Origin of the sequence: Coprococcus sp. RTP21281st1_F1_RTP21281_210402, assembly GCF_040915325.1 — a bacterium.
Taxonomy (GTDB): Bacteria; Bacillota; Clostridia; order Lachnospirales; family Lachnospiraceae; genus Coprococcus; species Coprococcus aceti.
The window spans coordinates 1-14,915 of record NZ_JBCPDQ010000014.1 but is presented as its reverse complement, the minus strand read 5'-3'; the positions used below and the strand labels follow the sequence as shown (position 1 = coordinate 14,915).

At 43.1% G+C, this 14,915-nt stretch carries 10 protein-coding genes; 5 read left to right on the top strand and 5 right to left on the bottom strand.

Going from position 1 to position 14,915, the window contains the following annotated elements; all coding sequences use genetic code 11:
- Positions 1-7: 7 nt before the first annotated feature.
- Positions 8-1,273, bottom strand: coding sequence for a 3-isopropylmalate dehydratase large subunit (gene leuC / locus AB5150_RS14670; protein ID WP_022216079.1), 1,266 nt, complete (start codon positions 1,271-1,273; stop codon positions 8-10).
- 118 nt (positions 1,274-1,391) lie between these two features.
- On the opposite strand from leuC, the gene AB5150_RS14665 reads away from it, so the two are divergent.
- Complete coding sequence (locus AB5150_RS14665; protein WP_349818540.1) at positions 1,392-2,489, top strand: LysR family transcriptional regulator; 1,098 nt, start codon at positions 1,392-1,394, stop codon at positions 2,487-2,489.
- Here AB5150_RS14665 and AB5150_RS14660 read toward each other — a convergent pair.
- The 4 genes from AB5150_RS14660 to AB5150_RS14645 all read right to left on the bottom strand — a co-directional run bounded on the left by AB5150_RS14660 (position 2,467) and on the right by AB5150_RS14645 (position 13,443).
- A complete protein-coding gene (locus AB5150_RS14660; RefSeq protein WP_368292120.1) occupies positions 2,467-5,082 on the bottom strand; it encodes a YfhO family protein in 2,616 nt (871 codons plus the stop codon). The genes AB5150_RS14665 and AB5150_RS14660 overlap by 23 nt on opposite strands.
- Positions 5,083-5,116: 34 nt before the next feature.
- On the bottom strand, positions 5,117-7,807 hold the full coding sequence (locus AB5150_RS14655) for a YfhO family protein (protein WP_368292118.1): 2,691 nt from the start codon (positions 7,805-7,807) through the stop codon (positions 5,117-5,119).
- Entirely contained in the window at positions 7,770-9,482 is a 1,713-nt protein-coding gene (locus tag AB5150_RS14650) for a DUF6541 family protein (RefSeq protein ID WP_055223938.1), read from the bottom strand. The genes AB5150_RS14655 and AB5150_RS14650 overlap by 38 nt, the downstream gene beginning before the upstream one ends.
- Positions 9,483-9,690: 208 nt before the next feature.
- A complete protein-coding gene (locus AB5150_RS14645) occupies positions 9,691-13,443 on the bottom strand; it encodes a phosphoribosylformylglycinamidine synthase (protein WP_015533547.1) in 3,753 nt (1,250 codons plus the stop codon).
- A gap of 247 nt (positions 13,444-13,690) precedes the next feature.
- Here AB5150_RS14645 and AB5150_RS14640 point away from each other — a divergent pair, with 247 nt between their 5' ends.
- The 4 genes from AB5150_RS14640 to AB5150_RS14625 all read left to right on the top strand — a co-directional run.
- Positions 13,691-13,957, top strand: a complete 267-nt coding sequence (locus tag AB5150_RS14640) for a hypothetical protein (protein ID WP_368292117.1) — start codon at positions 13,691-13,693, stop codon at positions 13,955-13,957.
- Positions 13,958-14,054: 97 nt separating this feature from the next.
- Entirely contained in the window at positions 14,055-14,219 is a 165-nt protein-coding gene (locus AB5150_RS14635) for a hypothetical protein (protein WP_368292116.1), read from the top strand.
- 19 nt (positions 14,220-14,238) lie between these two features.
- Entirely contained in the window at positions 14,239-14,403 is a 165-nt protein-coding gene (locus tag AB5150_RS14630) for a hypothetical protein (RefSeq protein WP_368292115.1), read from the top strand.
- 65 nt (positions 14,404-14,468) lie between these two features.
- On the top strand, positions 14,469-14,915 hold a 447-nt coding region (locus tag AB5150_RS14625), incomplete at its 3' end, for a hypothetical protein (RefSeq protein WP_368292114.1).

Below are 14,915 nucleotides of genomic sequence, written 5' to 3'. Positions count from 1 at the left end.
ATCTCTTTTATAATCCAAGTTCGTCAGGACTGCTGATCTTACCTGTGATAGCTGAAGCTGCTGCAACAGCAGGACTGGCAAGATACACCTCTGAGTCTACGTGACCCATACGTCCTACGAAGTTACGGTTGGTTGTTGATACAGCTCTCTCTCCCGCTGCCATGACACCCATATGTCCTCCAAGACATGGGCCGCATGTAGGAGTTGAAACCACTGCTCCAGCCTTGACAAATATAGTCATGAGGCCTTCCTCAATACACTGAAGGTAGATATCCTGTGTTCCAGGGATGACGATAACTCTGACACCGTCAGCAACCTTTCTTCCCTTGATGATATCTGCCGCAATTCTCATATCTGATATACGTCCATTTGTACATGAACCGATGACTACCTGATCGATCTTGATATCTCCGACCTCATCGATAGTCTTTGTATTCTCTGGGAGATGAGGGAAAGCAACTGTCGGCTTAAGCTGTGACAGGTCGATGGTGTACTCTGCATCGTATACAGCGTCCTCGTCTGCCTCATACTTTGTATATGACTTTGTGCTGTGCTCCTTCATGTACTCCTCTGTAAGCTCATCGACAGGGAAGATACCATTCTTGGCACCTGCCTCGATGGCCATGTTCGCAATTGTAAATCTATCGTCCATTGTGAGGTTCTTGATTCCCTCTCCAACAAACTCCATAGACTTATAAAGCGCACCGTCAACACCGATCATACCGATGATGTGAAGGATGACGTCCTTACCACTGATCCACTTTGCCTTCTCTCCAACGATGTTGAACTTGATGGCTGATGGAACCTTGAACCAGGCCTTGCCTGTCACCATTCCTGCTGCCATATCTGTACTTCCGACACCTGTTGAGAATGCACCGAGTGCTCCGTATGTACATGTATGTGAGTCTGCTCCGATACATGTCTCACCAGCCACGATAAGTCCTTTCTCCGGAAGGAGCGCATGCTCGATACCCATTGCTCCGACATCGAAATAGTTCTCGATCTCATTTGCCGCTGAGAACTGTCTTACACACTTACAGTGCTCTGCACTCTTGATATCCTTGTTAGGTGTGAAGTGATCCATGACAAGTGCTATCTTCTTCTTGTCAAATACTTCCTTCTTGTTGAACTTCTCCATCTCGTGAATTGCGACCGGAGTTGTTACGTCATTTCCTAATACTAAATCCAAATCTGCCTCGATAAGCTGTCCTGCTTCAACTGATGGCAGTCCTGCATGAGCAGCTAAAATCTTCTGAGTCATGGTCATACCCATATTTATAGTCCTCCTATCATTTGTTTCTAAATACAAATTCTTACTCTTGATAATATCACTCATCTAGGTATAATTACAATATATAAAAAGAATAGTTATTATAACCTGGAGGAATATCATGATAAGTAATCTGAACAATTACGTTATTTTTCATACAGTCGCCAAAGCCGGCAACATCAGCAAGGCCGCAAATCAGCTCTACATCAGTCAGCCCGCGATAAGCAAGGCTATTTCCAAACTTGAAGAAGAACTTGGCAATGCGCTTTTTAACAGAAGTTCCAGAGGGGTAACTCTGACTGAAGAGGGACAGGTTCTCTATGAATATGTTGAGAGGGCATTTGACTCTCTGAATATGGGTGAGGAAAATCTGAAGAATTACAAGGAGCTTGGAATCGGTCACATAAGAATCGGCGTGAGCACATCCCTGTGCAAGCACATACTCCTGGACTATCTGAAGGACTTCATCAGGGAGAATCCAAACATCAAGTTCAGCATAGACTGCCACTCAACCGTGAACACCATCAAGCTTCTCAGAAACGAAGATATAGATATAGGCCTGATTTGCAACACAGAGCTTCCAAAGGGGATAGTCTACTCTCCTGTCAAGGAGATACATGACGTATTTGTGGCAAGCCCTGAATATCTGGATAATTTCTACGAGCGCGCAAATGGCAGAGATCAATACAGCTTTGCCGATGAGCTTTCAGGCAATATCAAGGGTAACATTATACCGCTGCTAAACTCAGGCTTAGCCTCTGCCACACACGGCGATGCAACAGATCAAGGTGCGGATAAAAAAAGCAGAGATACCGGACATTCATCCGGCATCTCTGCTTCTACCACTATTCATAACTCAAGTAACTCAGGTATGTCCAATATATCAACAGTCGACATCCTTGAAGGCTCCAACCTCATGGTTCTTGAGGAGGCAAATGTAACCCGTACCCACGTGGACGAGTATCTCCGCTCACAGGGCATAAGCTGCAGCCAGGTACTTGAAATCAACAACATGGATCTCCTCATCGACTTCGCCGCCATCGGCATGGGCGTTGCCAGCGTGGTACGTGAATTCGCACATGAACAACTCTCATCCGGTGTTATAACCGAACTTCCGCTTGACACTCCTATTCCGAGCAGGAGTGTCGGCTTCGCTTACTCAGGAATGAAGAATCAGAGCACAGCTATGAAGAAATTTATGGAGTGGGTAGGGGTGTGATTACATGCTTCTGTTTACTGTCCCACCTCAGCATAAACAGCATGATGCATATTCCAAACAGCGAAACCAGTGCGCCAGCCATAAGCCCAGGTGTTCTGTATGCAATTTCTATATCGTGACTGCCCGCATATATCTGGACCCCCATATTGCCTTTACCAAGGCGAATTTTTTCTGCCGGCTCTCCATCCACATATATCTTAAACCCATCATCATATGGATATGCGATATACAGGATACCTGGATTTTTCACATCCACACTTCCATAGAAAGTATTCTTTACAAATCCTGTACACTCAAGCGGACTATCAAGTATCTTCTCTTCTGCTTTCTCAAATTCATCTGCATTGTAATTGTATACCTTTACAAATCGCTCTCCAACACTTCCTGTTTTAGAGCTGGTCGCACCTCCTATAGTTATCCTGACATGTTGTCCTTTCTTTACGAGGCCGACATGTGACAACTGTTCTGTAACATATGACCCATTCGATACCCTGAGATCTCCGTCCACGATCATCTCCACATAGTGATCGCGGCTATCCTTACTGTAGACATACATATCCATATCAGATTCAGCATCAAACTCATACCGGGTCATCGGCACAAATGCATTTGACGTTCTGTATATGCAATAACCCACTGATTCCTTAAGTGTGTCCTGATTGAGATAAGAAGTACTCCAATCCGATATATCAATCTCTGTAAATACATCTGACGACAGACCACAGCCACTCTTCATAAAATCATTCTGATTTTCAAGAGGTGTCCTGTCTGCTTTCCAGTCTACGATACCATCATCCAACATAAATCCCATCATCTCAGGAGTTTCTGCTTCATACAGATTGTATACGTCATTCTCAGCAACAAGGTTATACCCTGCGTAAGTACCATTCTCCGGACTCAGCACATATCTGACATTGTACATGAGCGCTGTAAGCGGTGTAGTTCCCGAATATATATATTCAACATTGTCAAAGTGGGCAAGTCCCATACTGGAAAACGCTCTGATCGTATTTCCATTTGCCATGGATGAATACCAGTTTGTCTGAGAATATGGCGCATAATTCTCATAAACCATAGCGCTCTTTCTGGTGCCATTTTCTGTATCCAGGGAATTGTATACTGATTCCCACTGATCTAGTCTTACAGCATCTGTCAGAAGACAGTCCTCCGTCTTGCCCGGCATTACATATAATGCATTTCCCATAATCTCAGCTATCCAACAGCCACAGATAATGCACACAGCCACTCCCGGCTTTATGCTTCCTCTTCTGCAAAGCACGCACAGAATGGCTGCAAATGCCAGCATAAGCATAAATATAACATAGCCAAGCGGGGTACTCATCTCTCTGCTGTCAATAAGACTTGCCACAAATATTACGCCTGCCACCGCAGTACTTACAGCAATATACCTCAGTCTCATCTTACCAAGATTCATGAGAATTCGATATGCTGCAACAATTAATATAAACGTTAATATAAATGCAAACCTGTTTCCAAGTCCATGTGTGATCGTCATGCCATGGAACACGTAATTGAGCGGAAGATAGTTCAGGGCAAGCACTAGCAGGGCCATGGCTATACAGTATTTCACCCTCGTCTTCCAGTCGCACACATCAGACAGAATAAAAATGCAGGCAGCAAATATAACAATACTTCCACAATAACTGTTATTGCTGAACATAGATACACATTCCAGATCCTTCAGCGGATAGAATGAAGATATATACGCTCCAAACTGTCCCCACATCTGTGTTCCTTCAAGCCCCATATCAGTCACCGAAGACGCCGCTCTCATGACCACCAGTCCGGCAGGAACCAGAACCACTCCTGCGAGCAGAGCAGACAGCACCGAGCAGCCGGCAAACGAAAGTCCTCTGCGTAGGAAATCTTTGACATTTTCCCGTTTTTCCAGCAAGAAATATATCACGGCAAACACACATATATAGAATGAAAAATAGAAATTGCATATGATCGATGCTGCCAAAGACAGCGTGTATAACATCCATCCTTTTCCATCTGACAGATGCTCTATGCCAAGTGCCACTATCGGAAGCAGAATAAGCCCATCAAGCCACATAATATTATGTCCATATGCAAGGACATACCCGGACAGTCCATATGCCATACCGCATGCCAGCTCTATGAACGTTGCAACTGTCTGGCTGTACCCATTCTCTGTATTTTTCTTATTGGTATGTCTGAAAAAGTAAAGCGCCGTGACCGGCAGGCAGGCGGATTTTATGATGATAAGCAATACCATGGAAAGTTCCAGCCTGCTCTCTCCCAACATCAGAACGATGATATTGAACGGGCTCAGGCAGTAATACAGTGACTCCTGTACAGCATCGATTCCCATTCCCATCGACCAGATAAAGCTTCCTTTGCCACCTCCCGAAATCCATTCAAATAACATATGAAACATATTCTTATACTGCACATATGCATCATACGTCAGAAAACTTTTATCTCCGAACGGATATGCTTTCTGCAGAATCAGAATTACTGTATATATCAGAAATGTAACTAAGAATACAGCCGCATACAGAATCCCGCTCTTTTTATGTTTGTTTACTTCTCCTTGCTTTGTACCCATATCAATCCCCACTTAATTTATTGCGCTATCTGTTCTATGCAGCCTGTACCTTCTTTTTCCTGCTGCGTCTGAGATTCACCATGTATAATACAACTATGAGCCATCCTGCTGCAGATAACATAAGCCCTAGCTTAAAGCCATATGTTACATATCTGAATTCTATTGTATGTGTTCCTGCTGTCAGCTCCAGACCCACAAGCGCACCGTTTGCCAACGGTGTTATATCGGTCTTATTTCCATCAACATACGCTGTAAAGCCTCTGTAATAAGGAATTGATGTATACAATATACCATCCTCCTTTGCTGTCACCGTACCCTTTACATATGTAGATGTCACTGTGTCAAGTGAAAGTGTCCTATCCTTAATTGATTCCTTGCATTCCTGCATCTTGTCATCGTGATATTCATAGAAATCTATACACGTTACTCCTTTTTTAAGGACTGTGGACAGATTGACTGCCTGTATCTCGACCTTCTGCCCACTCTTCAGCTCGCCGAGATCAAGTACATCCTTTGGTGAGGGATAAGCGTCATACTCATTTATATCCGCTATCACATTTCCGTCTACAGTTACAATATTACACAGCTTATTTGCATCCTCAAGGCTCACATACAAATGCATATCCCTCGGAGCTGTAAACGTATAAATCTGTGTGGCATGGTAATCTTCATCGAGCGACACATTCATATATGTATAAGCATTTTTATCAGTCTTTCTCTCCAAAGTTACTCCATCGGGCAAGACCTGTCTATCCGGAGTGCATCCTCTATATTTCACATCAAAATCAGTCAGTTCATCCGGTGAAACATGAGTGAACACTCCTTCAACTCCCGACACATCTTTCACGAATTCATTCTGCACCTCAAACGGAACTACGTCTGACACATTCCAATCTTTTATACTGCCATCTGTAGAAAAGCCCGCTCCCACAGCATAGTCTGTTGTATACCATGCAATCTCATCATCTATATCGTACACATCGTTTTTCAGATTATAACTTTGCTCCTTTGTATATCCACCATAATATGCATCTGCATCCGATAATACATTTCTTACATTGAACATAAGCGCAGTTACCGGTGTAGTATTTCTGTATGCATATGTAGCGCCGTGTTCCTGATACACCATTCCAAGCGCATCAAAAAGCCATGTCACTTTTGTATTTATGATTGAAGAGAATATATTAGTGTCTGAATAGACTGTATTATTTTGTGACAAAATCCAGGATGTCTTTCTATTAAGATCACTGTTGTCCTTTTCATTATATATGGCTCTCCATCCGTCAGTCCCGCCTAGATGCTCCTTGCCCGTAGTATATGCATCCGTATTCACATATACGGCATTGGATATCAGTTCCACAAAAAGTATTACTATAAAATTCACAATCAGAGAATTTATCTTTATGCTGTTTCTGGCCTGCAATACAAATACCATAAACAAATATATAATAAGCAGAATCGTGACCATATAGCAGACTACATTTTGCACCTCATTGTTTGCCAGAAAAACGCCCCCAAGGAAAACCAGAAATACAACTCCGGTCAGTATCCCTTCCCGAATCCCCGGCTTCGTCCAGTTCACAGCACACTCAAAAGCTGAAACAATAAGAAGTATGACAAGAATAAAAGCATATCTGTAAGAATATAGATGTGGATATGTGAACCCATGAAGAACATACAGTGCCCCTGTCAGATTCAGACAGGCAACAAGCAGCGCTATCTCCACCAGTCTCTTAACTCTTGCCCGAAGCTGTATATTCCTGTTAAACACATATACAACCGCAAGGAAAAGCAGAGACAGTCCCATATACATATTCCTTGCATACAGAGTTCTTCCAGCTATATCTATATCATGTCCCCAGAAAAAGCTCTGGAACAAATTTGCAAAATTACCAAACTTGCTAAATGGTATATCTTCTGTGAGTGAACTTGCACCTTCTCTTCCAACTATCGCAAGGAAACACGGCACAAGTACAACACATGCACTGAGTGCAGCCGTCATAGATGTGAGTGTAAACTTCACTCCACGCTTCCAAAACATTTTCCAGCTATCCTTTTTCACATCGATAAACCATATCACAGCTATCATAGCCACAAACCACGAAAAATAGAAGTTGAATACAAATGACATGAAAAGCATCACAAAATAAAGTCTCACATCACCGCCCTCAATAAGTCTCTCAACGCCAAGCATCATAACAGGCACGAGAAGAAGGCATATAAGCCAAATGAGATTATACTGATATGCAAGCATATAATCGCACATGGAATAAGCCATTCCCATCACAACACAGAGTATGTCATTCAGCCATCCGTGCTGCATTTTATTTCTGCTGGTATGCGATAAGAAATAGGTCATAGTAACTCCGCAAAGTCCAACCTGAATACACATACTGACGATCATTCCCAGCTCCATATGTGAACCGCCGAACAAAACTGCTATTAGATTGACAGGACTTGCCAGATAATAAAAGAAATTAGTATAGAAATCATATCCTAGTCCCATGTCCCAACTGAAAAAAATTGATTTTCCCTGTCTTATCCTGCCTGATAATTCCACAAAAAACGCATAATACTGGGTATTAGAATCTCCAAGCAGTATAGTATTCTTTCCAAATGGATAACAGTCTGTCATCATCATATGTATCACTATACATATGATAGGAATCAGAAATGCCATTCCATACTTAACAATTTTTCTTGACCTGATTTTCTTTTTTTCCATAATTACTCCACCACTCCATATAACTTTGTATTTTTCCTTTTTCGACAGCATGTTGCATTATAAGTATCAATAACATAAGCAAGACCGCTGATATACTTATTCTCCATGACCAATGCTGAATCTTTGTCCCCTTATATTTTACAACAACTTTACCTGCCTCTGGCGAAACTGATATTTCTACCAATCCATCATTTAGACATTTGCTTACCGTCAGTTTCCGTCCATCAGCCATTATTGCTTCATATCCCTTATAATAATACTTTGGAACTATGCACTCCCCCGCAGTTTTACCCGCATCAAACTCATAGCTTCCGTCTGATCCATAGCGCCCCCGTATGTAAGTATCTTCGCACTTTACCATCCCGCTGCTTTCTGCTCCGACAGATGTTGCAAGATCCCCTTCTGCTGGAAGCCACTCCCAGAACCCTATGCTGTCTGTACTTCCTGCATTATCCGCATAACCTTCCGGATAGTTCACATAGCCACCAAGTTCTATATTCCATACCATATTCAGGCTAAAAATACCGATAAGTATGCTTCCAGCCGCACATAAACATGCATTTCTTCTGTATGATGGCAACAGCTTTATTATATCCACTGACTGAAGTGCAAGACCAAGTGCCACAAAGAATTCTGTGAACATATTCAGCCTCCACGGAAACTGTATACTGACAAATGGAGTTCTGTCGATAAGTTTCCATGGAAAAATCTTTGTCTCGCATACAAGAAGCACCGCCGCTGTCACAAGGCACATCAAAGCCTTTTTATTATATACTTTTTTATATATACTGACAAATACCATAAGTGCCAGTATTCCAATCTCAATGAATGCAACCGAATACTTTCCACTCACTATCGCGAGCAGTGTCTGAGTCTCCTCATGTGTGTAAAATGCCGGTTCATTGCTTACATAGAACCTTCCATCTGCAAATTGTTCAAGTACAGGAAGCCAATAATAACATGTAAGTACTGCACACGCAAGAGCTTCCATACACACAGCCCCAATAAGTCTTCTGCAAGCCGCAATTCTTTTCCATCTCGCACACACCCAGATTATTCCCATTACTACACATAATACAAAGCTTATCGTGTGTGAAAGCATAAGACACGAATATGATACACATAAAAGGCCTTTTCTACTGTGTCCCATCTCAGTCAGGTCGTAAAGAGCAAGAAACGCCAGTGGAATAAATACCATGGCAGCAATTTCGCCAAGTGCAAATCTGGTATATACATCCTCAAGATGATAATGTCCCATTGTGTAAAGCACCATAGTGACAACACCCGCGCAACGGCTTCTGCCAATGCTCCGCCCTGTATAATACGCAGTAAGTCCCGTACATATCATCAGTACATATATATATATCTTCATTGCAATCTCCGGTGATGCCCCCAGAAGTCTGAAGAGAACGGCTGGCAGCAAGAACAAATCAGGGTAAAATATTCCCATACCGTAGCCATACCCTTCCAACATAGTCTGATATATATATACAGGGTATCCCTGCCCTGACTTTAGCGCTTTGAGGATACTCTCCACCCTGAGCATATGAACCTGCTGGTCATCACCGTATGGCAGGCCTGTCTTAAAACAAGGGATCATACATACACCACTTATCAGAAGCACCAGCATTGCAATTCCCAGAATCTCTATTCTGTTTTTCTTTTTTTCTATCACGCAGAATCTCCTCCCGGTCGTCAAAGCTCTGCCACATCATCCCCGGCAGTCAGTACGCATAAATATAAAGACAAACGGGGACAGGTATGGAATCTACTCTCACCTGTCCCCGTATTCTCAGTCATCTAAAACTGTTTATGACTCCTGCACATCTGTGCTATTTTTATTGGTATATCACCGGATATAATCCGTGTGACATGATTTCATCTTACTTAAAATACTCCACACCACTCTCGAATATCTTCTGGTTCTGGTCGCCGTATACGTTTACAGCTACAGCCTGTCCAATACGCTCCGAGTGACCCATCTTACCAAGGACACGTCCGTCTGGGCTTGTGATACCCTCGATCGCATAGTATGAACCGTTGACGTTGTAGTACTCGTCCATGGTTGGGTTGCCGTTCATGTCGACATACTGTGTTGCAACCTGTCCATTTGCAAAGAGCTTCTCGCACCATTCCTTGCTTGCAACGAAACGTCCCTCACCGTGTGAGATAGGAATTGTGTATACTCCGCCGAGCTCTGCCTTCTTCAGCCATGGGCTCTTGTTTGTTACAACCTTGGTGTATACCATCTTGGACTGATGACGTCCGATGCTGTTCATTGTCAGTGTAGGTGAATCATCTGTCTGTGGTCTGATCTCGCCGTAAGGCACAAGACCGAGCTTGATGAGTGCCTGGAATCCGTTACAGATACCAAGTGCAAGTCCGTCCCTCTCGTTCAGGAGCTTCATGACTTCCTCGGAGATCTTCGCATTACGGAATGCAGTTGCGATGAACTTACCTGATCCGTCTGGCTCATCACCGGCTGAGAATCCGCCTGGGAACATGATGATCTGTGAATCGCTGATTGCCTTTGCAAATGCGTCAACAGAATCTCTGATTCCCTGTGCTGTCATATTTCTGAATACTATCGTCTGTACGTCTGCGCCTGCTCTCTCAAATGCCTTTGCTGAGTCATACTCACAGTTTGTACCAGGGAATACAGGTATGAATACCTTTGGCTTGGCAACCTTGTTCCTTGATGTGTAAACTGTCTTGGCGTCGAAGAGTCCAGTCTTGATCTCTGTCTGTGGAACATTTGACTCTGTTGGGAATACCTTCTCAAGAGTCTTTGTCCATGCTGCAAGAGCCTCGTCCATAGTGATCGTGACATCCTTGTATGTAAATACAGGCTCCTTTGTAACCTTACCTATCTTCTTGACAGGAATTCCGAGCTGATCAAGATCTGCTGCCTTAACCTCAAGAATGATAGCGCCATAGTTCTTGGCAACAAGATCCTTCTTGCTGACTGTATCCTCAAGCTCAACACCGAGCTTATTTCCAAATGCCATCTTGCTGACAGCCTCTATGATACCGCCAAATCCAACTGCGTATGCAGACTGGATCTTGCCCTCCTTGATCTTCTTGTTCAGGAGGTCATACATGTACAGAACATTCTCATATACAGGTATGTCGTTCTCGTCTTTCTCTATATCCATCTCCACAAGAACATTGCCTGCCTTCTTGAGCTCAGGTGTCACAACGTCCATGTAGCTTGCCACGTCAACTGCAAATGATACAAGTGTTGGAGGTACATCTATATCATTGAATGTACCTGACATACTGTCCTTTCCACCGATAGACGGAAGTCCAAGTCCTATCTGAACATCATATGCTCCGAGGAGTGCTGCCAGTGGCTGTCCCCATCTGTATGGGTCTGTTCCAAGTCTCTTGAAATATTCCTGGAATGTAAGTCTGATCTTGCTTACATCTCCACCTGCTGCAGCTATCTTGGCTGCTGATGTAACAACCGCATATACTGAACCGTGATATGGGCTCCAGCTTGACAGATATGGGTCAAATCCGTAGCTCATCATGGTGATAGTGTCTGTCTTACCCTTGAGTACAGGCAGCTTTGCGATCATTGTCTGTGTAGGTGTGAGCTGATACTTTCCACCGTAAGGCATTGTGACTGTTCCTGCTCCGATAGAGCTGTCGAACATCTCCACAAGTCCTTTCTGTGAGCACACATTCAGATCTGACAGTGTATCGAGCCATGCCTTCTTGACATCCTCAGGCTCCTTAACTGAAGCAAAGTAATTATCTGCCTTGCTTGGAACTTCAACCTTGACCTGAGTCTCCTGATGAGCACCATTTGTGTTGAGGAATGCACGTGAGATGTTCACGATGTCCTTGCCTCTCCACTTGAGGATAAGTCTAGGCTCCTCTGTAACCTTTGCAACTACTACAGCCTCAAGGTTCTCCTCCTCAGCGTATCCGAGCATAGTGTCAACATCCTTAGGATCGACAACTATAGCCATACGCTCCTGGGACTCTGATATTGCAAGCTCTGTACCGTCAAGACCTGCGTACTTCTTTGGCACCTTGTCAAGATCTACCACAAGTCCGTCTGCCAGCTCTCCGATGGCAACTGACACACCGCCGGCACCAAAATCGTTACACTTCTTTATAATAGATGAAACCTCTTCTCTTCTGAAGAGTCTCTGGATCTTTCTCTCTGTAGGTGGGTTACCCTTCTGAACCTCAGCACCACATGTCTCGAGTGAGTGTGATGTGTGAGCCTTGGATGAACCTGTTGCTCCACCACAGCCATCACGGCCTGTACGTCCGCCGAGCAGGATGATTACATCTCCCGGATCAGATGTGAGACGCTTTACAGCACGTCTTGGAGCTGCACCCATAACTGCTCCGATCTCCATTCTCTTTGCAACATAATCTGGATGATATATCTCATTTACAAGGCCTGTTGCAAGACCGATCTGGTTACCATATGAGCTGTAACCGTGGGCTGCTGTTGTCACGATCTTACGCTGTGGAAGCTTGCCCTCCATTGTGTCCTTGAGAGACTTTGTAGGATCAGCTGCACCGGTAACTCTCATAGCCTGGTATACGTAACCTCTTCCTGAGAGCGGATCTCTGATAGCACCGCCAAGACATGTAGCAGCACCACCGAATGGCTCGATCTCTGTAGGATGGTTGTGTGTCTCGTTCTTGAAGAATACGAGCCACTCTTCCTCTACTCCGTCCACAACTACAGGAACAACTATAGAGCAAGCATTGATCTCGTCTGACACTTCCATATCATCGAGCTTGCCTGCTGCCTTGAGCTGTTTCATACCCATAAGGGCTATATCCATGAGACATACAAACTTGTCATCTCTGTCCTTGTACATCTCCTTCATCTCTGCTCTGTATGCGTCAAATGTCTTCTCAAGAAGATCCTTGTAATCTCCATCGTCGAACTCTACATCTGTGAGCTCTGTTGAGAATGTTGTATGACGGCAGTGATCTGACCAGTATGTATCGAGAACTCTGATCTCGGTCATGGATGGATCTCTCTTCTCCTCACCCTTGAAATAGTTCTGGATGTGAAGGAAATCCTTGAATGTCATGGCAAGTCCAAGTGAGTCATAAAGCTCCTTAAGATCTGCCTCTGCCATGTCCTTGAATCCGTCAAATATATGAACATCGGCTGGCTCAGGGAACTCTGTAACCAGAGTCTCAGGAATCTCCATACCGCATATTCTTGAATCAACAGGGTTTACACAGTAGTCCATGACAGCCTTCATCTGCTCGTCTGTCACGTCGCCCGAAAGTACATATGTTGTGGCAGTCTTGATAACAGGCTCCTCATCCTCTGCAAGAAGCTTTACACACTGCTCTGCTGAATCGGCTCTCTGATCGAACTGACCTGGAAGCGCCTCTACTGAGAACACCTTATCTGTGGCAGCAAGCTCAGGCTCACCCTCATAGATCACATCTACAGGCGGCTCAGCAAATACTGTCTCAAGAGCCTTTGCATATGTCTCATCTGATATGTTCTCAATATCATACCTGACAAGCACTCTCACATACTCAGCCTTGATACCCAGATAGTTCTTAATCTCTTCGTGAAGTTCCTTCGCCTTGACCGCATAGTCAGGCTTTTTCTCAACATACACTCTCTTGACCTTACTCATGTCATACCTCCATAGTAAAAGCGTTTTTGTTATTTCAATTCTTTAATAATAGCATTTATCTTGTTTTTTTTGTAGTAGTTTTTATCTTTTTGCCTATTTTTGTTAATTTACAATAATAGTGTAACAAACAGATGTTCAGAGAGTTGAACATTCCCCTGTTTGTATCCTGTCCGTGTAAATGCCCTTATACGGACAGGATTAAAGAATATATAAGGGTATAACGACAAGTTGAAAGGATGGTAAGAATATGGCTTTTTTATTTAGTTTGGATCTAATGAAGATCGCACAGGAAGAAAAGGTAATTGTTGACAAGGAAGGTAATGAACGGGGCAAGTATTATGTCATTGGTCTTAGCAATGGAGCTAAAAGTTTTGAGGTAACTTGCGGAGAGAAGAATAATCTTCTTAAAGTGCCTGTTTTTTCAAAGGTACGTGTTCATTTTGACATAGTAGATAAAAAGTTAAAAGCTATTGATGCAGATGCAGTGGCTAAAGGCGGTGAGAAGAATTCTTAAAAAATATTTTTTAGATTCTTCAATACTTTTCTGTTTTATATCGCGTAAATTCCCCCCTTTGTGGGTTTTTAAATAAATCTGAAAGGGGGTGAAGCATATGACGATGGAGCAGATCACTGCAGGCATTACAGACCTCATGGGTGTTATGGGAACTGTACTTACATCAATAGGTAGCAATGCCGCACTTATGGTAATCTTTTGTGTCGGTGTAGTCGGTGCTGGTGCTGGTGCATTTAAGAAGATCGCAAGATCAGTAAAGTAGTGGAAGGGAGTATGTAATTATGAAGATTGCAGATATTACAACTGGTGTCACTAACCTTATGACAGTGATGGGTACTGTTCTTACTGGTATTGGTGATAATGCGGCGCTTATGGTTATCTTTTGTGTTGGTGTAGTTGGTGCTGGTGCGGCTGCATTCAGGAAGATTAAGCGTTCTGTGAAGTAAAGAAACAATATGATAGGGTGTGGGCATACCCCTATTTTTTATGCTTTCTGATAAGGAGATATTAAATGAAGCTAAGATTAAAAAGAATAAGCAAATTGAATATTGTTGTAGCTGTATTTGTTTCTATATTGTTGTTGTTTTGTAATTGCGTGTGTCCACGTTTGTTTGTTTATGCTTCTAATTCCGGGGTTTCAAAATATTTACATGGTTCTCAGTATGTTACAAAAAATGGGTATTACTTTGAGCAATCAGATTATATATGTGGTAGTGATTTTTGCTCTTCGCCTGCATCTTATGAGTGTACTGGTCATTGTTTTGATGCTTCTGGAATGCCTGTATCTGCTACTGATTCGGTAAAGAAAAAATTTAATAGCTTTTTATCCTCTGTCGGTGTTGATTTAAGTGGTCTTGATTTGTATTTTGTTTTGTATGAGCGTCCTACCGATGGTAGTTCTGGTTATTTAGAACAAATGTTTTTTTGGGTTCCAAAGGGTTCTTCTATATGTATGGGG